Below are 21,479 nucleotides of genomic sequence, written 5' to 3'. Positions count from 1 at the left end.
AATGGCGGCCCAATAAAAAACGGGGCGGCATATACCGCCCCGTCCCCCTTTTATCTTCAGCCGCTCAGGCGAGCGTGCGCGGATGGCCCAGCAGGGAATTGCCGCCGCTGTAATTCCAGATCTGGCCGGTTTCGAAAAACTCGTCCCGCACCATCATGTAGACCATGCCGGCAATATCCTCCGGCCGGGACAGACGGCCGAGCGGCGTCAGGTCGATGAACGGCTTGGTGAAGGTATCGAAATCATAGCCATATTCATCCAGCCCCTTGCGGAGCATGTTGGTGTCGTTGGTCGACGGGATGATCGCATTGATGCGCAGGCGCTTTTCCCGATATTCGACGGCGGCCGCCTGCACGAAACGGTCGGCGGCGCGCTTGGCCGCGGCATAGGCGGTGATGCCCGACAGCGTGTCCCACGCGGACAGCGACGAGGTGGTGACGATCGCGCCGTAATCGACGATCCGTTCGGCCACCTGCTTGATGAACCACACCGTGCCGAAATAGTTGATCTTCGTCATCTTCAGCAGATGCTCCTCGGTGAAATCCCGGATGGAGCAGCGATCCGAAAGACCGGCGTGATTGACCGCGATATGCAGGCCGCCATAAGTGTCGGCCGCAAAGTCGACCAGCGCCTTCACCTCCGCTTCCTTGGTGATGTCAGCCTCGAAAGCGGCGCCGCCGATTTCCTTGGCCAGCGCCTCCAGATTATCCTTGCCCAGACCCGACACGACGACGGTCGCGCCTTCCTTGGCCAGCCGCTTTGCGGTGGCCTCGCCCATGCCGCCCTTGGTCGATGCGCCCATGACGATGGCGATCTTGCCACTGAACTCACCCATGTCCTTCTCCTTTCGCGATTGGATTGATTATGTCAGGCGTAGATGCGCGGTTGTCCAAGCAGCGCATTGCCGCCCGAACAGTTGACGGTCTGGCCGGTTTCGAAAAATTCGTCGCGCAACATCATATAGGCCATCGCCGCAATATCCGTGGGTTGCGAGATACGGCCCAGCGGCGTCAGGTCGACGAAGGGCTTGATGAACTCCTCGAACTTTCCGCCAAATTCCTCAATGCCCTTGCGCAGCATATTGGTGTCGTTGGTGGATGGAATGATCGCGTTTATGCGCAGGCGCTTGTCGCGATATTCGACGGCCGCCGCCTGGACGAAGCGGTCGGCTCCACGCTTGGCAGACGCATAGGCGGTGATCCCGGAAATCGGATCATGCGCCGACAGCGAGGAAATGGTGACAATCGCGCCATAATCCTCGATCTGCTCGGCGACCTGCTTCACGAACCAGACAGTGCCGAAGAAATTGATCTTCGTCATCTTCAGCAGATGCTCCTCGGTGATGTCCCGGATGGAGCAACGATCGCAAAGTCCCGCAAGATTGGCGGCGATATGCAGGCCGCCATAGGTATCGACCGTATAATCGACCAACGCCTTTACGGCCGCTTCGGACGTGATGTCCGCCTCAAAAGCCGATCCGCCGATATCCTTGGCCAGCGCTTCCAGATGCGCCTTGCCCAGACCTGAAACGACGACCTTCGCGCCTTCCTTCGCCAGGCGGCGCGCGGTCGCGTCGCCCATGCCGCCGGCGGTCGATGCGCCCATGACAATGGCGACTTTACCCGTGAACTCTCCCATGCGTCATCTCCCGCTTGCCGCCCTTTGGCGGATATCCAAAATATTATGTCTTGAAGATCAGGCAGCTTGCCGAACCATGCGCGTAAAGGCGGCCTTCCTCATCCTTGATCGTGCCGGTGGCGACGCCCGTCTGGCGGCCGCCATGCACAACCCGGCCCTCGATACGCAGCCGGGGGGCGTCGGCCCGAATGCCGCGCACTGGGCTGATGTTAAGCTGGATGGTGGTGCAGCCCTGCCCCTTTTCCAGCGTCGTCATCACCGCGCCGGACATGGCGCTGTCCAGCAGCGTCGCCATCACGCCGCCATGCACCAGCCCTGCGGCGTGGAGCAGATAATCCTTCGGTTCGAACAGCAGGCTGAGATAGCCCTTTTCCACCACATCAATATCCCAGCCGACCGTCTGCGTGATCGGCTGCTCCGGGATAGATCCGTCCTGCAGCCCCTTGAAAAACTCCACGCCGCTGCGATCGGCGAGCGGCGGGCGCGACATGTCGACCACCGAATACTCATAGCTGCGCGACCGGCTCGTCACGGATGGCCGGCCTTGCCCGCAAGACGGGACATGTAGCGGGATTCCAGCGCGAATATCTCATCCAGGCCCAAAAGGCGCTGCGCCACGCCGAAACCACACAGCAATTCCTCATAGCCCTCGATGCTGCCCGCTTCCTTCACCCGCGCGAATACAGTCCGCAGCGATTGAACCGCCGCCTGCATCGCCGTGGAGGGCAGGCTGACACGAGCAACCCCCAATTCCTGCAGCATTGCGAAGGTCAGGGATTTAGGCGTCTTGCCGCCCTCGACAAGGTTGATCGCGACCGGTCCGTCAATCTCCGCCACAGCCTTTCGGATCGCATCGACGGAATCCGCGCCTTCCAGGAAAACCATTGTCGCGCCAGCCTTCAGGAAGGCGTTGCCGCGGCGGATGGCTTCCTCAATGCCGAACACGCCCAGCGCGTCCGTGCGAGCGTTGATGACAAAATCCTTGTCCTGGCGCGCGTCGCAGGCGGCCTCCACCTTGGCGACGGCTTCGTCGAAATCGAGCAGCACCTTGCCCTCAAGATGGCCGCACCGCTTGGGCACGACCTGATCCTCGATATTGATCCCGGCGGCGCCGGCGCGCTCGAACTGCTCGACGGTCAGATAGGCGTTGACCGCATTACCGAACCCTGTGTCGCCGTCGCCCATGACCGGGACATCCACGGCCCGCGCGATCCGGCCGGTATGCTCCGCCATTTCCCGCGCCGACACCAGGCTGTAGTCCGGCACGCCGAAATGACAGGCGACGATGTTCGCGCCGGACGCCTGGATCGCCTTGAATCCAGACTCCTCGACAATCCGCGCGCTCAGCGCATCATAGGCCCCCGGCATCACGAGCAATTCGCGATCCTCTATCAGGCGCCGAAGCTCCGTGGTCTTACGCACGCTTTTTCTCCCCCGCCGTCATTTTGGCTCCGCTTGGCTGATGGCGTCGTCCATCGGCCCGCAGAGCAGATCATTGGCATGAAACATGTCGCAATATTCGCGCCGGTGACGGATCAGCCCGTCGCGAACCGTGAAGATGAAAATATAGCTGTTATTATAGGGGCGGCCGTCCCGGCGGGTGCCGTGCGATTCCGCCTCGACAAAGACGCGATCGCCCTCCGCCACGGCCCCGTGGACGGTGAGTTTCAGCCCGGCGGGAAAGCGGTCGCGCACCATATCGGTCAACGCGCGCATGCTGTCCTTGTCATAGGTGCCGCCGATGGGCCAGCGCCCCTCCCCCACGACCCACCATGTCGCGTCCTCGGCGATACGCGCGCGCGCGGCATCGTAGCGCGCGGCGGAGATATCCTCGAAATAGCCAAGGACTATCGCCTTGGCGTCATCGAGCGAGGCAGAGGGCGCGCTGGCCGACATCTTACCGGCGCTCCACCTTGATGCCCGCCTTTTCCATGTCCCAGGTGGCGGGCGTGCAGCCCTGATCGCGCAGCTCGAACTTCAGCACGCGGCCGACGGGGTTGCGCGGCAGTTCGGCCCGAAACTCGATATAACGCGGGATCGCGAAATAGGGGACCTTGTCGAGGCTCCAGCGGCACAGCTCCTCCTCGCCCAGGCTTGCGCCGGGGTGCAGCACGGCTGTCACCTTGATGTCGTCCTCCGACGCATCGGACAGCACGGCGTGCACCGCGACCTCGGCAATGGCGGGATGCTGGCCGAACACGGTTTCCATCTCGAAGCTGGAGATATTCTCGCCCCGGCGGCGCAGATAATCCTTCTTCCGGTCGAGGAAGTAGAACCAGCCATCCTCGTCAAACTTGCCGATGTCGCCCATGTGCATCCACAGGTTCTTCAGCACCTTCATCGTGTCCTCGGGCCGCTTCCAATAGCCCTCGAACATCACATGCGGCTTGCGGGGGCGGCAGATGATCTCGCCGGGGGTGCCGGGCGGCACTTCATTGTCATCATCATCGACGATCAGCACCTCAAAATCGTCGTTGCGGCGGCCTGAGCTTCCCGCGGGAACCTCGACCGATGCGGAAACGCTGGTGACAAGGCATGCTTCGGTGATGCCATAGAGACGGGCAGCGATCTGCGACTTGATGCCGAAGCGGCTGCGCCAGGTTTCGGCGACTTCCGTCGGCCAGGGCGCGCCCTGCACGGCCCGCAACTGACCGAAGCACGCCTTGGACGCGGGATTGTCGTCCGCCTTGGAAATGAACACCGCCATGCTGCCCAGCACGCTCGCGATGGTGGCGCCGGACCGCTGGATTTCCGGCCAGAAATTGGTGACCGAGAATTTGGGGACGATCGCGACGCGCGCGCCGACCAGCATGGCCGACATCAGCGTCACGGAAATGGCGTTGAAGTGGAACAGCGGCAGGCATGTCCACAGCACATCCTTTGATGTGTTGTCATATATGCCGTTATTCTGGCGAGCCAGGTTGCAGGCATAATTATGGCTGATCATGCAGCCCTTCGCCATGCCGGTGGTGCCCGACGTGTAGATGAGGCAGGCCAGGTCCGACGGCTTGACCGGCACGCCGGTCGGCGTTTCGTCACTGCCGCGATATTCGTCCAGCGGCGCGATGGGGATGTCGCAGCCGCCCATGTCGGGCTTTGCGCCGCGGTAGAGGATCAGCTTCACGTCCGGGATGGCGTCGGCAATCTGGGCCAGCCGCTCAGCATAGTCGGTTTCGGCGATGACAATGGCCGCGCCGGCGTCCGTGACGAGGTGGCGCAGGAACGCGCCGCGATAGGCGGTGTTGATCGGTACGGTGATCGCCCCGGCCTTGTTGATGCCGAACCAGCAGGTCAGCGCATCGATACTGTTGTCCAGGAAGCTGACGACCGTATCGCCGGGCTTCACGCCCAGTCCGATCAGCGAGTTGGCGAAGCGGGTCGATACCGTATCGAATCCGCCGAAGGTGACGACATCGCCCAGAAAATCGATGAAGGGTTTTTCCGGCCAGGCGGCCACGGCGCGCTCCAGCGCGGCCACCATCGTATCCTGTTCGTCGGAAGTCCATTGCGTGTGGGCTGTCATCGTCACCATTCCATTGGGTTCCGGCCGCGACGCGGCCATTGATGGCTTTGGCCCGTGCGCATTCATCGCGCGGTCCATTTGATCTTGGGCATGTTGGCGCGGTCGATCTGCGCTTCGCCCAGGGGATTGCCGACCTGCCAGTAGCGGACGGCATGCTTGAGCGCCGGGGTCAGGCCCATGTCGAGCGACTCCCAGATGGCCCGCACCGTGCCCTGCGTCGCGGCGCTGGGCTGGCTGGCGACTATGCGCGCCAGTTCGTCGGCACGCGCATGCAATGCGTCATTCGCGGTCACTTCGCTTACCAGGCCGATGCGCAATGCGGTCTGCGCGCCTACGCGCTCATGCGATCCGAGCAGGGCCATGCGCAGCACGTCGCCCAGCAATATCCGGCGCGAAAGACCGATAGGCTCCAGCGCCGCGACCATGCCGAAGGTGACATGCGGATCGAAGAATTGCGCATCCTCCGAACAGATGGTGATGTCGGCCTCGTTGAACCAATAGAAGGCTCCTGCCGCGACCAGCCCGTGCAGCGCGCAGATGACCGGCTTCCACACCTCATTATGCTTGGGTCCCAGCTTTTCGCCCGGATCGCCCTGCCGCCAGATATTCTTGTGGCGCAGCATTTCCATGCCTTCGCTCACATCAATGCCGGTGCTGAAGGCGCGGCTTTCCGGCGCGCCGCGCAGGACGACGGCGTGAATATCGTCATCCTCCCGGACCCGCCGCCACACATCCACAAACTCATCCGCCATCGTATCGGTGAATGTGTTCAGCCGGTCCGGCCGGTCGATCGTGATTGTCGCGACATGGTGGTCGTCCACCGCGAACCGTAGCTGCGTATAGCTCATCTTACCTTCTCCATCGTGCGGGCGAGTTCAGGCATATCCTGATACACCCATGGCCGTCGCGCACGGTCTTGCTGACGGAAGGCTTCGATGAGATGTCTTTTTTGCAGGGTGAGGTCGATTTCGTCCGCGCCGTTGAGCAGCATCTCCCGCTCCAGCGCGCCGATCTGAAAAGGATATTCCGCGCCGTCCGGCCCGTGGATGGTCTGGGCGTCCAGATCGACCGAAATGATCGGGTCCTGCGCCTGATCCTGCAACTGGTCGAGCAGCAGTTCAACCGTCGCCAGCGGCATGATGATCGGCAGGAGGCCGTTCCGCACGCAATTGTTGCGAAAGATCGTGCCGAAGCTTTCGGCGATGACGCAGCGAATGCCGAATTGCGAAAGCGCCCACACGGCGGCTTCCCGCGACGATCCGCACCCGAAATTCCGCGCGGCGACCAATATACAGGCGCTGTCGAACGGCGCCTGGTTCAGCACGAAATCAGCGTTGCGATCGCGCGTGCCGGGCGCATAGCGCCAATTGGCGAACAGCTTCTCCCCATATCCGGTCCGGGCGACGGACTGGGTTTCGCGGGAAGGGATGATGGCGTCCGTATCGACATTGTCGATCGGAAGCGGCGCAGCGACGCCCTTGATGCGGACAAACGGCTCCATCACTGCACCGGATAATCGCGCGGGTCGGCGATATGCCCGGCGATGGCGGACGCCGCCACCGTCAGCGGACTGGCGAGGTGGGACCGCACGCCAACGCCCTGCCGGTTTTCGAAGTTCCTGTTGGTTGAGCTGATGACCCGCCGCGCATCCCCGAAACTGTCGCCTCCGGCATAGAAGCACAGGGAGCATCCCGCCTCCCGCCATTCGAAGCCTGACTCCACAAAGATGCGGTCCAGCCCCTCCGCCTCCGCCTGCCGCTTGACCGGAGTCGAGCCAGGCACGCAAATCGCCTTGACGCCCTTCGCGATGTGCCGCCCGCGCAATATGCCGGCGGCGGCGCGCAGATCCTCGATCCGGCTGTTGGTGCAGCTTCCGATGAACGCCGCCTCGATCGGCAGACCGGCGATCGGCTCTCCGGGGACGACGCCGGTATAGCGCAGCGCCTTTTCCGCCGACGCCTTGGCGACCGGATCGATGATGCCGCCGGGGTCGGGTATGGTGCCGCCGATGCCCATCGACTGTTCGGAACTGGTGCCCCAGGTCACTTGCGGCGCGATGGCCGATGCATCGATCCTGATGTCATGATCGAACACCGCGCCTTCATCGCTGTGCAGCGTCAGCCACCAGGCTTCGGCCGCCTGATTATAGTCCTGCTGCGGCGAGAAGGGGCGGTCGCGCATGAATGCAATCGTCTTTTCGTCGGGCGCGACGACGCCCGTCCACGCCCCGAACTCCACCGCCATGTTGCACAGGGTCATCCGCGCTTCGCAGGACAGGTCGCGAATGGCGCTGCCGCAAAATTCGATCGCCGCGCCCTCGCCGCCCCGCGCGCCATATTGGCTGATGAGGTACAGGATCATGTCCTTGGCGGTGACGCCGGGCAGCAACGCGCCTTCGAATGCGACGCGCATCAGGCGCGGCTTCTTGACCGCCAGGCATTGGGTGCTGAGCACATGCTCGCCCTGCGTGATGCCGATGCCCCAGGCGAGCGCGCCGATCCCGCCCATCGTGCAGGTATGGCTGTCGCCGCAGACCAGCGTCATGCCCGGCTGGGCAATGCCCAGTTCCGGCGCGATGACATGGACGATCCCCTGATAGGGGTGATCAATGTCGAACACGCCCACCCCGGCCGCCGCAGCGCCGTCGCGAAACTGCTTGATGAACTCCGGGCCGCCGGGAAATTTCGTGCGGTCCGTGCGCCCCGGATCAGTGTCGATGATATGGTCGACCGTCCCGATCACCATTGACGGATCGTAGACCGGCCGGCCGCTGGAGGCGACGCCTTGTAGCATCCGCCCGCCGGAACGCTCATGAAGAAACAGGCGGTCGATGTGGAGCAGCGCCGTATCGTCGCCAAGGTCAGCGACCTTATGCGCATTCCATAATTTTTCGACCAGACTGATCGGCCCGCTCTGCACCATCTTCCTACCAACACTTATCGACGAGCCGACTCCCGGAGGGCGTCAAAACGTCTCTCGAACACTTGTTGAACTCATATTGCATGCAATATCATTGTTAGCAAGCCGACTTGGTTGGAAATGGTGAAGTTATTGATAGAAATGCATGGAATCCCAAAATTGTGTGCAAAATTCGGGGCTAATGCCGCCTGCGTTCCGGCCCGCGTCCGCCTATTGACGGGCCATCGTCCCGGAATTTGACCGAAATCGGGAAAAGCGCCTCGCCAATCCGTGGATTCCATGCATATTGCTGTAATGAATGCAGTTTCATGCCGAGTTTTAGCTAGACTCGCGCATTTTTGCATGCAATTTAATCCGGTCGGTCGCTAGATGCCGATTTGGAGAGACTATGGCCTTTCTGGCTTCAGCCATTGACGACGATGGCGGATCGCCCGTGCCCGAACCGGCGGCGTCGCGCACGCGTTGGCTCATCACGTCCCTGTTCTTCACCTTCGGCATGGTCATCAGCATGAACGACGTGCTGATCCCCAAGCTCAAGAGCCTTTTCGACCTCGGCTATGGCGAGGCGATGCTGATCCAATTCTGCTTTTTCATCGGCAATCTGATCGTGGCGCTCCCGGCGATTGCGCTCATATCCCGCATCGGCGCGATGCGGATGCTGCTGGCCGGGGGACTTACGGTGGCAGCCGGCTGCCTGATGTTCGTCCCGGCGGCATGGGCGGCGAGCTATCCCATGTTTCTGGCGGCGCTGCTGATCCTGTCTGCGGGACAGGTCCTTTTCATCATCGCCGCAGCGCCCCTGATGATCCGGTGCGGACCGCCGGAAACCGCGCATAGCCGCCTGTCCTTCGGTCAGGGCTTCAACTCGCTGGGCATGACGATCGCGCCCTATATCGGAGCGGTCGTCATATTGGGTTCGATGAGCGAGGCCGATACCGGCGGCATGAGCGCCAGCGCCCTGGCCGCGTTCCGCTCCAGCGAATCCGCCGTGGTTGCGAAAACCTATATCTCCATCGCCCTGCTGCTGGGGGTGATCGCCATCCCGATCTGGCTGAACCGGAACCTGCTGGGTGCGGTGCGGCCCATGTCCGTCAATCCGCTCCGGTCGCTCGACCTGCTGCGCGGCCGGCGCTTCGCGGGCGGGATGCTGGCGATGTTCTGCTATGTCGGCGCGCAGGTGACCGTCGGCAGCATCATGGTCAATTATCTGATGCAACCGGGCGTGCTGGCGCTGGATCACCAGACCGCGGGCAAATGCGTGGCGCTGTATTGGGCGGGGGAGATGGTGGGCCGCTTCGTGGGGGCGGGCATCCTCCGCCATGTCCGGGCGGGACAGGCATTGTTCGTTGCCGCCAGTGGCGGAATGGCCCTGATCTTCCTGTCGGGAACCAATGGCGGGATGCTTGCGGCGGTCACGCTGATGGCGCTCGGCCTGTGCCATTCCATCATGTACCCGACCATATTCGCGCTGGCGACGGAGGGGCTGGGCACCCGCACCAACGAAGGCTCCGGCGTGATCTGCCTGGCGATCACAGGCGGCGCGGTCGTTCCCCTGGCTGCGGGCTACCTCGCCGACATGACCAGCCTGTCCTTCGCGCTGCTGATCCCCGCCCTTTGCTATGCGGGCATCGCCGGCTTCGCCTGGTTTTCGCGTCAGACATCACCGGCGGGGCGACCCGCGCAAAGAGAGGGCGTCGGCGCCTTGCACATGGAGACAACATGAAAAGACTGGACGGGAAAACCGCCTTCATCACTGGCGGCGCGCGCGGCATAGGCGCCGCGCTGGCAACCGGCTTTGCGGCGGAGGGCGCGCGCGTCGTCATCGCCGACATCGATCTGGCCAAGGCGCAGGAGACCGCCGCCAGCCTGGGCGAATCGGCATTGGCTGTCCGGTGCGACGTCCGGGATCGCGCATCGATCGGCGCGGCGCTGGCGGAAACCGCCAGGGCGTTTGGCGGCACCGACATATTGGTGAACAACGCCGCCCGGCATCAGGTGGAGTTCAACAAGCCGCCCACCCGCCTGTCGGAAGACCAGTGGCGCACGATCCTGGACACCAACATCATGGGCGTGGTGAATTGCTCCACCCTCGTCGCGGAGGAAATGCGCAAGCGCGGCGGCGGCGTGATTCTGAACATCACATCGGTCGCAGGCTATGAGGTCGACACCGGATATGGCGTGACCAAGACGGCGGTGCGCGGCCTCACCCTCTCGCTGGCGCAGGATCTGGCGGAGGACGGCATTCGCGTCGTCAGCATCGCGCCGGGCCTGATCGATTCGGAAACCGTGATGGCGGAGCTGCCGCGAGAGGTCACGGACATGTTCATCAATGAACGGCAACTGATCAAACGGCAGGGGCGGACGGCCGATATTGTCGGCCCCGCCCTGATGCTCTGTTCGGACGAAGGCGCATTCATCACGGGCGAAACGCTGCTCGTGGGCGGCGGCTATGGCAAGCGCGTGTGAAGGGGGGAGAGATGCAGTTCAAAAATAAGGTCGCGGTGGTAACGGGTGCAGGCGGCGGCATCGGCGAAGGTTACGCCATGCGCCTTGCCAGCGAGGGCGCGGCGGTCGCCATCGCGGACATTGACGAGGAAGGCGGAGAGCGCGTCGCGAAGGCGATCAACGCCGCGGGCGGCAACGCGATCTTCTATCATTGCGATGTATCCTCCCCCTCCGATGCGACGGCATTGGCGCAGGCGGTCGAGGCGCATCTGGGTGGGGCCGACTTCCTCGTCAACAACGCGTCCATCTTCGGCAAGATCGAATATATCCCGCTGATGGATGTCGACCTGGACTATTATCTGAAGGTTCAGTCCGTGAACATGAACGGTGCGCTGATCATGACGCGGGCCATAGCCCCGCTGATCGAGCGGCGCGGCGGCGGCGCCATCGTCAATCAGACGTCGACCGCCGCATGGGTCAAGAATGGCGGATATTATGGCGTGTTCAAACTCGCCATGAACGGCCTGACCACGAATCTGGCGATGGAGCTGGGACCGCGCAACATCCGCGTCAACGCCATCGCTCCCGGCCCGGTGGGTACGCCCGCGATGCTGGCGACGGTCGATCCGGACATGATAGAAGGGATCATACAAGGCGGCGCGGTGAAGCGCATCGGCAGGGTGGAGGATATGGCGGACGCCTGCGTCTTTTTGCTCTCCGATCAGTCGAGCTGGATCAGCGGCCAGATATTGGCCGTCGATGGCGGCTTCATCATGCGCGCGTGAAGGAGAGAGGAGAGATCATGAGTGCAGAAGACAACAAGGCATTGCTCCGCGCCTATTTTCAGGATGTGTCGGACGGCAGAACCGCCGACGCCTGGGACAAGCTGGCCGAGGATGCGCTGTGGACCGTGCCGGGCCATTCGCCTCTCGCGGGAACCTACACCAAGGATGAGCTGGCCGCGCTGACCGAGCGCACCATCCTTGCCCGGCTGAAGGACGGCATGACCATCACCGTCAAGGGCATGGTGGCCGAAGGCGACAAGGTTGCCGTCGAGTTTGAAAGCCGTGGCGAACGCGAGGACGGCAAGGTTTACGCCATGCCCTATCACTTCCTGTTCACCGTCAAGGACGGGAAGCTGTGGCGCTGCGTCGAGTATCTCGACACCCATCATTATGTCGACGTCATCCTGAACTGACGCGGCGGAACTGCAAGGAAACCGCAATGACCGATACCGCACTTGCCATGGAAATTCCCGGCGACGTCCCAGCGCATGTGCCGCCGGATCTCGTCATCCCCTTCGATTTCTACAGCGACCCGAAGTTCAAGACCGATCCGTTCGGCGCGATCCGCTGGCAACAGACGGAGGCGCCCCGCATCTTCTATTCGCCGACGCATTATATGATGCCGGGGTGCTGGGTGATCACCAAGGTAGACGATATCCGCCATGTGCAGCAGCGGGCGGACCTGTTCTCCAGCCGGGGACAGCTCAGCTTCGCGGCGCTGATCGGGGAGAGCTGGGACCTGATCCCGGTCGAACTCGATCCCCCGGAGCATGGCGCATACCGGGCGATCCTCAACCCGCTCTTTTCGCCCAAGGAAGTCGCGAAGATGGAGGCGGGCGTGCTGGACGCCGCATCCTCGCTGCTGAACAATCTGGATGGCAAGACAGGCTGCGAATTCATCGAGGGGTTTGCCCAGCCCTTCCCCGTATCCGTGTTCCTTCAGCTCTTGGGTCTGCCGGTCGAGGAGATGCCGATGTTCCTTTCCTGGGAACATGGCCTGCTCAAAAGCTTCAGCCTGGACAAGCGCAAGGAGTCCGCGCGCAACATCGTCGGCTATCTGCGCAACGCCATCAAGGAACGGCGCGCCAATCGGGGCACGGACCTGATCAGCTATGCGACCCATGCGGAAGTCGATGGCCGCAAGATGACCGATGACGAGATTATCGGCATCTGCTTCCTGCTGTTCATCGCGGGTCTGGATACTGTCGCTTCCTCGCTCGGTTTCCATTTCAACCATCTGGCGACCGATCAGGACTTGCAGGCGAAGCTGCGCGCCGACCGCAGCCTGATCCCCAACGCCATCGAGGAGTTTCTGCGCCTCTATTCCGTCATCATCAGCCATCGCCGCGTTGCGCAGGATACCGAGATTGGCGGCGTGCTGATGAAAGCAGGCGACTGGGTCAGCGTGCCGACCGGCAACGGCAGTCGCGACGCGAGCGAATTTGCCGATCCCGACACGTTCGACCTCAACCGCAATGCGAACCGCCATGTCGCCTTTTCCTACGGCATGCATCGTTGCATCGGATCGCATCTCGCACGGCGCGAATTCGTTGTCGCGATGAACGCCTGGTTCGACCGGGTGCCGCAGTTCCGCAAGGACATGGACGCGCCCTATCGCACCAATGGCGGCGCGGTGTTCGGCGTCGAGGAACTGCATCTGCGTTGGGACTGAGCCGACTTAGAGGGCAGGCGGCGCTGGACGATGCCGCCTGCCTACCGGCCGGGGAAGTCCGTCCCCGCACTTTCAATCTCCGCGATGCGCAGGCTGAATCGCCAGATGCCGTCCGCGCACCGCTCCAGCCGGTCGAGATAGCGCCCGAAAGCGAATATCCGCCTGTCCGCATCATCCGCCAGCAGCAGTTCGAAATAGCTGCTTGCATCGGCCCGATCGCCGGACAGGTCGATCAGCGGAACGGCGATCACATGCTTGTGCTTCGTTTTCGGCGCGCGCGGGTGCTGCGCAATGAAGGCCGCAAGTTCGCCACGCCCGCTATACCGGGCGCTTTCCATCCCCTGCCCGGCCGCATATCGCGTGTCGAAAACACCTTCCGAAGTGAAGCAATCAACCCATTCGCTCTCAACTCCATAATCAATCGCATGGCAGTAGCGGTGCAGCGTTCTCAGGACGGCGCGTTCATCCTCCAACCTGCCCAGCCGCGCCAGCACATCGTCCCGATCCGCCATGGAAGCCGCCTCCACAAGGGCTTCAGGACAGCATCATCAGCCCGCCGTCGATCTTGATCGTCTGCCCGGTGATGAAGCGCGCGCCATCCCCCGCCAGGAAAATCATATAGGGCAGGAAATCGCGATCCGGGTCGCCCAGCTTGCCGCCCAAGGGGATGATCCGCGCCATTTCTGCATCATGCTGCGCCAGCCGTTCGGGCGTCATGTTGGCGCGCGTCTTTTCATACATCGGCGTCCAGATGCCGGGCGCAATGGCGTTGACGGTGATGCCATATTCGCCCCACTCCATCGCGATGCTGCGGGTCCAGGCCAGCACCGCGCCCTTGGATGCGGAATAATGCGCCTTGCGCGCCTGACCGTTGACGCCCGCCGCCGACGCGAAATTGATGATCGCCCCACCCGCATCGCGCAGCAGGGGGAAGGCCGCCTGATTGCTGAGGAAGGTGCCGCGCGCATTGATGGCGAACACATCGTCCCAATCCTGAACCGTGATTTCATGGGATGGCGCGCCGGGGGCGATACCCGCCGCATTCACCATCACGTCGAGTCCGCCCAGCCAGGCGGCGGCCTCGGCAAAGGCCCGGTCAACCTCCGCCTTTTGCGACACGTCGCACCGGAAGAATTGCACCAGCGGCGCGGCCTCGGCGCTCAGCGCCTGCAACACCCGCTCTCCGGTTTCATTGCGGTGGAAGGCGGCGACCTTTGCGCCCTCCTCCGCAAATCCGCGAACCATGGCCGCGCCCATCCCGCTGGCGCCGCCGGTCACGATGATCCGCTTGCCCGTCAGACTTCCCATCCTATCTCTCCTGTCAGCCAGACGGCCTATTTTTCAGATCGCGCGATACGGTCATGGGCGTCCGCGATCAGGTTCACGACCATGGGCGCAAACCGGTCGCCGGCCGCCTTGGGCAGAGCGCCGGTCATGGACGCCGCCACCTTATATTCCAGGATGCACGCAAGCCGGAACTGCGCCAGCGTCAGATAATAGTCCGCGCGCGATACGTCCCGGCCGCTCTTGCGCCCATAATAATCGATCACCTCGCCACGGGTCGGATAATGGGTGGAATCGAAATAGGCCGCGCGCGGGATGACATCCGGCCGGGCATCGTCCCGCAAATTGATGGCCAGCAACGCGACGTCCATCATCGGATCGCCGATGGTCGCCAGTTCCCAGTCGATAAGGGCGGCGACGCGCACCGGTGGATCATTGGCGAAAAGCACATTGGGCGGACCAAAATCGCCATGCACTATGCCCGGCGCGCCCATTGCGGGGATGTCCTGCCCCAGCCAGGCGGCGACCGTGTCGAACCCCGGAATGTCCCGCCGCCTGTAACCGGGATAGCGCGCCTCATACCCCTCAAACTGTTTCCGCCAGCGGGAAACCTGCCGGTCCAGGAACCCGTCGGGATGTCCGAAATCGCCCAGCCCCGCCGCGCGATAATCCACCGCCTGCAACGCGACCAGCGCGTCGATCAGGGCAAAGGCCAGAGGGCGCTTTTGATCCGCCCGGTCAAAGGGCGGCGGATAGAGACAGTCCCCCTCCCCCAGTTCGGCCGCCCAGCCATCCACATGCTCCATGATGTAGAATGGCGCGCCGATTATCGACGGGTCCTCGCTGAACCCGAACAGTTCGGGATGCGGCACGCCCGTCCCGCCAAGCGCCTTGAGCGCCTGCGCCTCCCGCATCATCGCCTTCTCGCTGTTGGGCGGCGGATTGAGCGGCGGGCGGCGCAGCACCGCGCGGCGGCCGTTCCGTTCCAGCGCGATGATGGTGTTGCTTGTGCCGCCATGCAGGAAGCGCGCCTGCAACGGCCCGCTCCCCAGCGCGGGGGCGTTGCTGTCCAGCCAGGGCACCAGCCGGTCGGACCGGAGCAATTCTTCTACTGCCGGATCAAAGGGCATTGGCGTGCCCTTCCGCGCGGAGTTGCTTCACATAGTCGATCCACGGACTCTTGTCGCCCGGCAGCGCGAGTTCGGCGGCATAGCGGTCCATCGCCGCGCCCACGCCCTTCACCAGATGCTCGGTCGGGAACAGGTCGTTGGACGGCTGATATTGCCGCAATATCTGCTTGGCGATCACCACCTTGTGCACGGCGTCCGGCCCATCGGCGGTGCCCATCACGAAGCCGCGGAACAGCATGTCCCCGAACGGCATCTCGTTGGAAATGCCGAGCGCGCCGTGGATCTTCATCGCCTTCATCACGGTGTTGACGACAACGCGCGAGGCCAGCGTCTTGGCGGCGGAGATATCCTCCTTCACCCTTTTATAGTCGTTATATTTGTCGATCTTCCACGCGGTGCGCAGCACGAACAGCCGAAACTGCTCGATCTCCATCCAGGCGTCGGCGATCATCTCCTGCACCATCTGCTTTTCGGAGAGCTGGCTTCCCTGGGTGAAGCGGCTGAGCGCCCGCTCGCACATCATGTCGAACGCCTTGCCCGCCTGCGCGACGCTGCGCATGGCGTGATGCACGCGGCCGCCGCCCAGCCGGAATTGGGCTATGCGAAACGCCTCGCCCTCCTTGCCCAGCAGATCGGCATCGGTCAGCGGAACGCCGTCAAATTCGATATAGCCCTCGCTGCCGGTGCCGGGCAGGTCGAACGTCGTGCCAACATTGCGCAGGATGCGTACCCCGGCGCGTTCCGCCGGGATCACGAACAAAGATGCGCCCTGATAGACCGGCACATCGGGATCGGTGATTGCGAATACGATCAGGAATTTCGCCCAGCGCGCATTGGACGCGTACCATTTGCGGCCGGAGAGCCGCCAGCTTCCGTCCGGCTGGCGGACCGCGCGGGTGGTGAACTGCTTGGGATCACCGCCGCCCTGCGGCTCCGTCATGGCGTAGCAGGACACGATATCGCCATCGAGCAGGGGCTGCAGATACTCCTGCTTCTGTGCCTCCGTGCCGAAATGCGCCAGTATCTCGGAATTGCCGGTGTCGGGCGCGGCGGTGCCGAAGATGGTGGGCGCGAACCAGGACCGGCCCAATATCTCATTCAACAGGGCCAGCGGCACCTGTCCATAGCCGCTGCCGCCAAGCGCCTTGGGCAAATGGCATGCCCACAGCCCCTGTTCGCGCACCTCCGCCATCAGCGGCTTCATGATCGCCCGCAGGCTCTGATTGTCGACCACATAGGTCTGGTCCTGATGAAACAGGCAATCGATCGGCTCGATCTTCTCACGCACGAACGCGCGCACCCAGTCCAGCTTCTGCTGATACTCCGGTTCCGTTTCAAAGGACCACATGACGCCACTCCCGAAAGTTATGGAGCTTATTTGTCAAAATGACAACAATACGTCAATATGGAATAAATCAGGCAACTACGCCCGCATCGCGCAGAGTGCCGATTTCAGAGGGTGAAAAGTCGAGCATCGCCAGAATCTCGTCCGAATGCTGGCCCAGCACGGGCGGCGCGCGATCCATCACGCTGGGTTGATCCCCGAAATGCCAGAAGGACCCGGCCTGCTCCAGCAGACCGAAGCGAGGATGCTCATAGGCGGCGACAAGCCCGCATGCGCGATTCGCCGGATCGTCGAAGAAACCGGCCGCGCCCCGCTCCCGCACGATGTCCGCCAGGCAGCCATTGTGGTGCAGGAAGGCGATGGCCTCCGGGGCGGAAAGGCGGCTCAGCGCCGTCTCCAGAGCCTGACCATCGAGCGCGGCGATCATCCTCTCCCATGCCGCGTCATCCTCGGCCATGACCGCAACCCAGCCATCGGCGCAGGCGTAGAGCCGATCCCGTTCCGATATGCCGGTCTGCGCACCGTTCAGCCGGGCGAAGGGGGTAAGGCCGCCATCCGCGAGCGCGATTGTCTCCGCGGTGAAGGCGGCCGCGCCCAGCAGGGATGCGCTGACAAAGGCTCCCTCCCCGGTCCTGTCGCGATTCCGCAGGGCGTTGAGCGTCGCCTGCAGGGACGACATGGCGCAGAGATGATCCATCATGCCGAACCGCAGCCAACTGGGGCGATTGCCCGCGCCGCCGCTTTCGACTTCCCATCCCGACATGGCCTGGAATAGCTGGTCATAGCCCGGCCAGTCCTTGCGCGGCCCCGTCGCGCCGTAGGAATTGACGTGGCAATAGATGAGCGCCGGGTTGATCGCCCGCAACGCATCATAGGACAGGCCAAGCTTGGTCGCGGCGGGCATGCGCAGATTGTGGTGTGCGACGTCCGCCCAGGCGATGAGCCGCTCCATGACAGGCTTTGCGCGCGGGTCCTTCAATTGCAGGGCCAGCGCGCGCTTGCCCCGCTGACAGGCGTTGAAGCCCCAGTCGATCCAGCGCATCTGGTCGCCGGTCGTCGCCTCCACCTTTATGACATCCGCGCCAAGGTCCGCCGCCAGCAACATGGCGAAGGGACCGGCCAGGAAATTGCCGAGATCGATGATCTTCACGCCTTCCAGCGGCCGGTTGCCGGCCGCTCCACGCGGGGGAGGCACGGGTTGCGGTTCCGCCACGGCCGAAGTCCGCACGATGAAGGGGGCCGCCGGTTGCCTTGTCATCCCAAGAACGGGATCATCCCTCTCAACGATCATCCCCTGCTCCAGCAATTGCGGATCGCTGTAGAGCGCACCCATTGGCAGCACCGGCTGCGCCGCAATGTCCGCCGCCCAGAAAGCGTCGAGCCACGCCTGCGCGGGGCGAGTCAGGAACGCCTTGCGGTTCGCGGGCAGCAACGGGAACAGCCGCCGGATCGTGGTTGTCGGCGGCACCGGCTGCCGCTCCGCTTCGGGCAGCGCATCCAGCGCCGCCTTCATCAGCGGCACATGGTCGGCATTGGTCAGGATGTGAATCCACCGGCCATCGCCACATTCGAACAGCGACGCCTCGCTGGTCTTGGGCAAACCATCGATCAGCGATTGCGACGGCGTTTCCGCGCGATACCAATACATGGCCAGCGACGTCAGCGCGCCCTGCACCAGACTTGTCGAAATGGCATGCGCGCCAGCGCCCCGGTCCCGCGCCAGCAGGCGCGCCGATGCGCCGACAGCGGCCAGATAGGCCGCGGCCCAGCTCCCAAGCGGGAAGCGCAGATAGATGGGACCATCCCGGCCAATCGGGGCCTGTTCATACAAGACCCCGGCGTCGCCCAGGGCGAGAAAATCGCGAACGGCCATTTCCGCCTTCGCATGCGGCGCGGGATAAGCGCCGATCGCCACCGCGATCAGTCGCGGAAAGCGCGCCTCCAATGTGGCGGCATCGATCCCGATCGCGCGGGCCTGCTCCGGCGTATAATCATGGATCAGGATGTCGGCCTGCGCCAGAAGGCTGGATATCTTCTCGCGCCCCCCCGGCGTGGCCGGATCGGCGGCAAGGATATGCTTCCCGCGATTGCGCAGCGCCAGCAGGGGTTCGGCGTCGGCGGTGCACGGCACCGCTTCGACACGGGTGACGTCCGCCCCGGCCTCACCCAGCAGCAGCGCGGCGATCATGGCCGCCGTGCCGCCCGCCAGTTCGACCACCCGGACGTCGGAGAGCATGGTCACGCCCGCCGCCTTTCTCCTATGCGAAAGGGGGGCGGCGCATTCTACCGGCGCCGCCTACCCCGGACAGGGCGCAGCACCATGCCGCGCCCCAATAGCTTCAGGCCAATGACTTCAGGCCAACGACCTTAGGGGCGCATGATGAAGCCGCCATCGACGCAGAGAATCTGCCCCGTGATCCAGCTTGCTTCATCGGACAGCAGGAAATTGCAGGCGTCGGCCATGTCCTTGACTTCGCCCATGCGCGCCAGCGCCAGCGAAGCGACGATGCTGTCCACCAGCCCCTCGCTCGTCGATGTCCGCGTCGCTTCGGTATCGGTCGGTCCCGGCGCGATGCCGTTGACCCGGATCTTCTTGGGGCCAAGCTCCATCGCCAGATTCTGCGTGATGCCGTTCAGGGCCAGCTTGGCGATGCCATAATAGCCCGCGCGCGGCAGCCAGGCGGCGCTGGACGACTGGTTGACGATGGAGCCGCCGCCGCGCTTTTCCATATGCGGCGCAACCGCCCTGGTCACCAGCAGGCAGCCGTCCATGTTGACCGACATGAATTTCTGCCAATAGGCATAGGGCACATCCATCAGCGAATGCATTTCCATGCCGCCATAAATGGCCGCATTGTTCACCAGGAAATCGATGCCGCCAAATTCCGCGACCACTGCATCGGCCATCGCCTTGCAGGATTCCTCTTTCGACACGTCGACCTTGACCGAGAAAGCCTTGCCGCCCGACGCCTTGATTTCACCCGCCACGCGCTGCGCGCCCGCTTCGTTGATATCGGCGATGGCGACGGCAGCGCCCAGCGCGGCTATCGATTTCGCATAGGCTTCGCCGATGCCACCGCCGGCTCCGGTCACGATTGCTACCTTATTGGAAAAATCCACTCGTCCCTCCTGGTTCAGACATTATGGAAATCGCTATATTACATGCAATCATGCCCGTCCAGATCATTTCCGGTTGAGAAATCCCGGATATTTTTTTAGAAATGCATGCAAGTTAGAGCATTCGCAGAATCGCGAGGGAGGATTACGTGCTGAAAATCAAAGTCGACACAAGCCTATGTTCCGGTCATGCGCGCTGCGCCGCCATTGCAGGGGACATATATCGCCTGGATGACAATGGCTATTGCATCGCCGATGGCGATTCCGTGCCGGAGGGTCAGGAAGCTCTGGCGCAGCGGGGCGCGCGCGCCTGCCCGGAACGGGCGATCACGCTGGTCGAAGAATGAGCGCGGTTGCGGAGGACAGGCAGGTGTCACAGGAAGCGGAAAACAAGGCGCTCGTCACGGCATTCTTTGCCGATGTCGATGCCGGGCGCGCCGACGCCGCCTTTGCCCGCCTTGCCCCGGACGTCGCATTCGAGCTGATCGCGCCCGCGCCGCATGGCGGCCTGTATGACCGGGACGGACTCAGCCGTTTCTTCGCCGAGGTCATGGCCCCGGCCATGGCTGGTCCCTTCAGCGTCAAGGTGACGGGCATGACCGCCGAGGGTGAACGGGTCGCGGTGGAAACAGTGTCCGACTGCGTGAATGGCAGCGGCATGCTCTATAACAACCGCTATCACAGCCTGTTCGTGATCCGGGACGGGCAGATCGTCGCCCTGCGCGAATATCTGGACTCCGCGCATCTGCTGGCGTTCATCGCCGGATAGCGCTCAAGTAACGTGGGAGGCTTCAATGCGAAGCCTCCCTTATTTCCTGGGATCAAACGCCCGCCCAGCGCGGCTCCCGCTTCTCCGCAAAGGCGCGCGGCCCCTCCAGAGCATCCTGCGACGTCCGCATCGCGATGATTTCGGGATAGTCGAGATGGCTCAGCATCGCGGAGGAAATATCCTGCTCCAGCGCGCGCTTCATCACCGCCTTTGATGCGCGAGTCGACAGGGGCGCCGCCTTCGCGATTTCATCGGCCAGCGCCAATGCCCCCTCCAATGCGCCACCGGCGGGCGTCACCCGATTCACCAGGCCAAGCGAGAGAGCCTCCTGCGCCGAAATGCGCTTGGCCGTCAGCACCAGCTCCATCGCGCGCTTCGGCCCGATATGCCGCGGCAGGTGCAGCAGGCCGCCGCCCATCGCGGCCAGGCCCACCCGTACCTCCGGCAGACCGAACGAGGCATTTTCCGCAGCGACAATCAGGTCGCACGCCAGCGCCAGTTCAAATCCGCCGCCAAGCGCCAGGCCATTGACCGCCGCGATGACCGGCTTGGTCAGGTCGAAACGGTTGGTCAGGCCGCCGAAGCCGGTGTGCGGAACGATCGGTTCCCCTTCCGCCAATTCCTGTTTCAGGTCGTTGCCCGCGCAGAACGCCTTTTCCCCCTGGCCGGTGATAATTGCGATCCACTGGTCAGGATCTTCAGCGAATGCATCGAAACCGGCGGCGAGTTCGAAATTGGCCTTTGCATGCAAAGCATTCATCGCCTGGGGGCGTGCGATCGTGAAAATCGTCACCCTGCCCCGCCGTTCCATCTCGTAGAATTCAGGCATCGTCTTTCCCCGGCATCAATATA

23 protein-coding genes are annotated in these 21,479 nt (G+C 63.3%); 7 read left to right on the top strand and 16 right to left on the bottom strand.

The window, feature by feature from the left end; genetic code table 11:
* Positions 1-64: 64 nt before the first annotated feature.
* The 9 genes from KFK14_RS04650 to KFK14_RS04610 form a co-directional block, all read right to left on the bottom strand.
* Positions 65-835, bottom strand: coding sequence for an SDR family NAD(P)-dependent oxidoreductase (locus KFK14_RS04650; protein ID WP_070153723.1), 771 nt, complete (start codon positions 833-835; stop codon positions 65-67).
* 32 nt (positions 836-867) lie between these two features.
* Positions 868-1,638 carry an SDR family NAD(P)-dependent oxidoreductase gene (locus KFK14_RS04645; RefSeq protein WP_212610040.1) on the bottom strand — a complete coding sequence of 257 codons (771 nt, stop codon included), beginning with the start codon at positions 1,636-1,638 and terminating at the stop codon, positions 868-870.
* A gap of 43 nt (positions 1,639-1,681) precedes the next feature.
* A complete protein-coding gene (locus tag KFK14_RS04640) occupies positions 1,682-2,170 on the bottom strand; it encodes a PaaI family thioesterase (RefSeq protein WP_212610039.1) in 489 nt (162 codons plus the stop codon).
* On the bottom strand, positions 2,167-3,060 hold the full coding sequence (locus KFK14_RS04635; protein ID WP_212610038.1) for an isocitrate lyase/PEP mutase family protein: 894 nt from the start codon (positions 3,058-3,060) through the stop codon (positions 2,167-2,169). Before KFK14_RS04635 ends, KFK14_RS04640 begins: the two co-directional genes overlap by 4 nt.
* A gap of 18 nt (positions 3,061-3,078) precedes the next feature.
* The gene (locus tag KFK14_RS04630; protein WP_070153728.1) at positions 3,079-3,534 is read right to left on the bottom strand and encodes a nuclear transport factor 2 family protein; all 456 of its coding nucleotides are present in this window, start codon (positions 3,532-3,534) and stop codon (positions 3,079-3,081) included.
* A 1-nt stretch (position 3,535) separates the two neighbouring features.
* Positions 3,536-5,161: an AMP-binding protein gene (locus tag KFK14_RS04625; protein WP_139139198.1), complete on the bottom strand. Its 1,626-nt coding sequence runs from the start codon at positions 5,159-5,161 to the stop codon at positions 3,536-3,538.
* Between the two features lie 62 nt (positions 5,162-5,223).
* Positions 5,224-6,009: an enoyl-CoA hydratase/isomerase family protein gene (locus tag KFK14_RS04620; protein WP_212610037.1), complete on the bottom strand. Its 786-nt coding sequence runs from the start codon at positions 6,007-6,009 to the stop codon at positions 5,224-5,226.
* Positions 6,006-6,662 (bottom strand): 3-isopropylmalate dehydratase small subunit, encoded by a 657-nt coding sequence (gene leuD, locus KFK14_RS04615; RefSeq protein ID WP_070153734.1) that lies wholly within the window; start codon positions 6,660-6,662, stop codon positions 6,006-6,008. Before leuD ends, KFK14_RS04620 begins: the two co-directional genes overlap by 4 nt.
* Positions 6,662-8,083, bottom strand: a complete 1,422-nt coding sequence (locus KFK14_RS04610) for a 3-isopropylmalate dehydratase large subunit (protein WP_212610036.1) — start codon at positions 8,081-8,083, stop codon at positions 6,662-6,664. Before KFK14_RS04610 ends, leuD begins: the two co-directional genes overlap by 1 nt.
* A gap of 385 nt (positions 8,084-8,468) precedes the next feature.
* Between KFK14_RS04610 and KFK14_RS04605 the strand changes: the two genes are divergently transcribed.
* The 5 genes from KFK14_RS04605 to KFK14_RS04585 are packed head-to-tail and all read left to right on the top strand — an operon-like array spanning position 8,469 to position 12,982.
* Positions 8,469-9,803: a sugar MFS transporter gene (locus KFK14_RS04605; protein WP_212610035.1), complete on the top strand. Its 1,335-nt coding sequence runs from the start codon at positions 8,469-8,471 to the stop codon at positions 9,801-9,803.
* Entirely contained in the window at positions 9,800-10,546 is a 747-nt protein-coding gene (locus KFK14_RS04600) for an SDR family NAD(P)-dependent oxidoreductase (protein WP_212610034.1), read from the top strand. The genes KFK14_RS04605 and KFK14_RS04600 overlap by 4 nt, the downstream gene beginning before the upstream one ends.
* A gap of 11 nt (positions 10,547-10,557) precedes the next feature.
* Positions 10,558-11,310 carry an SDR family oxidoreductase gene (locus tag KFK14_RS04595; RefSeq protein ID WP_070153745.1) on the top strand — a complete coding sequence of 251 codons (753 nt, stop codon included), beginning with the start codon at positions 10,558-10,560 and terminating at the stop codon, positions 11,308-11,310.
* A gap of 17 nt (positions 11,311-11,327) precedes the next feature.
* Positions 11,328-11,723 (top strand): nuclear transport factor 2 family protein, encoded by a 396-nt coding sequence (locus KFK14_RS04590; RefSeq protein ID WP_070153748.1) that lies wholly within the window; start codon positions 11,328-11,330, stop codon positions 11,721-11,723.
* 26 nt (positions 11,724-11,749) lie between these two features.
* Complete coding sequence (locus KFK14_RS04585) at positions 11,750-12,982, top strand: cytochrome P450 (protein ID WP_212610033.1); 1,233 nt, start codon at positions 11,750-11,752, stop codon at positions 12,980-12,982.
* Positions 12,983-13,023: 41 nt separating this feature from the next.
* Here KFK14_RS04585 and KFK14_RS04580 read toward each other — a convergent pair whose 3' ends face one another.
* The 6 genes from KFK14_RS04580 to KFK14_RS04555 all read right to left on the bottom strand — a co-directional run bounded on the left by KFK14_RS04580 (position 13,024) and on the right by KFK14_RS04555 (position 19,861).
* A complete protein-coding gene (locus tag KFK14_RS04580) occupies positions 13,024-13,494 on the bottom strand; it encodes a nuclear transport factor 2 family protein (RefSeq protein ID WP_212610032.1) in 471 nt (156 codons plus the stop codon).
* A gap of 22 nt (positions 13,495-13,516) precedes the next feature.
* A complete protein-coding gene (locus KFK14_RS04575) occupies positions 13,517-14,290 on the bottom strand; it encodes an SDR family NAD(P)-dependent oxidoreductase (protein ID WP_212610031.1) in 774 nt (257 codons plus the stop codon).
* Positions 14,291-14,316: 26 nt separating this feature from the next.
* The gene (locus KFK14_RS04570; protein ID WP_212610030.1) at positions 14,317-15,396 is read right to left on the bottom strand and encodes a phosphotransferase family protein; all 1,080 of its coding nucleotides are present in this window, start codon (positions 15,394-15,396) and stop codon (positions 14,317-14,319) included.
* Positions 15,386-16,744 (bottom strand): acyl-CoA dehydrogenase family protein, encoded by a 1,359-nt coding sequence (locus KFK14_RS04565; protein ID WP_212610029.1) that lies wholly within the window; start codon positions 16,742-16,744, stop codon positions 15,386-15,388. The genes KFK14_RS04570 and KFK14_RS04565 overlap by 11 nt, the downstream gene beginning before the upstream one ends.
* Before the next feature lie 67 nt (positions 16,745-16,811).
* Positions 16,812-18,977, bottom strand: coding sequence for a CoA transferase (locus tag KFK14_RS04560; protein WP_246525018.1), 2,166 nt, complete (start codon positions 18,975-18,977; stop codon positions 16,812-16,814).
* Positions 18,978-19,108: 131 nt separating this feature from the next.
* Positions 19,109-19,861 carry an SDR family oxidoreductase gene (locus KFK14_RS04555; RefSeq protein WP_212610027.1) on the bottom strand — a complete coding sequence of 251 codons (753 nt, stop codon included), beginning with the start codon at positions 19,859-19,861 and terminating at the stop codon, positions 19,109-19,111.
* Positions 19,862-20,007: 146 nt separating this feature from the next.
* Here KFK14_RS04555 and KFK14_RS04550 point away from each other — a divergent pair, with 146 nt between their 5' ends.
* Positions 20,008-20,205, top strand: a complete 198-nt coding sequence (locus tag KFK14_RS04550; protein WP_246524880.1) for a ferredoxin — start codon at positions 20,008-20,010, stop codon at positions 20,203-20,205.
* A 23-nt stretch (positions 20,206-20,228) separates the two neighbouring features.
* Positions 20,229-20,627 (top strand): nuclear transport factor 2 family protein, encoded by a 399-nt coding sequence (locus KFK14_RS04545; RefSeq protein ID WP_212610026.1) that lies wholly within the window; start codon positions 20,229-20,231, stop codon positions 20,625-20,627.
* A gap of 52 nt (positions 20,628-20,679) precedes the next feature.
* On the opposite strand, the gene KFK14_RS04540 is transcribed toward KFK14_RS04545, so the two are convergent.
* Complete coding sequence (locus tag KFK14_RS04540; RefSeq protein WP_212610025.1) at positions 20,680-21,456, bottom strand: enoyl-CoA hydratase-related protein; 777 nt, start codon at positions 21,454-21,456, stop codon at positions 20,680-20,682.
* Positions 21,457-21,479 lie beyond the last annotated feature (23 nt).

Origin of the sequence: Sphingobium phenoxybenzoativorans (assembly GCF_018286635.1) — a bacterium.
Taxonomy (GTDB): Bacteria; Pseudomonadota; Alphaproteobacteria; order Sphingomonadales; family Sphingomonadaceae; genus Sphingobium; species Sphingobium phenoxybenzoativorans.
This window is presented reverse-complemented; position numbering and strand designations above follow the sequence as displayed.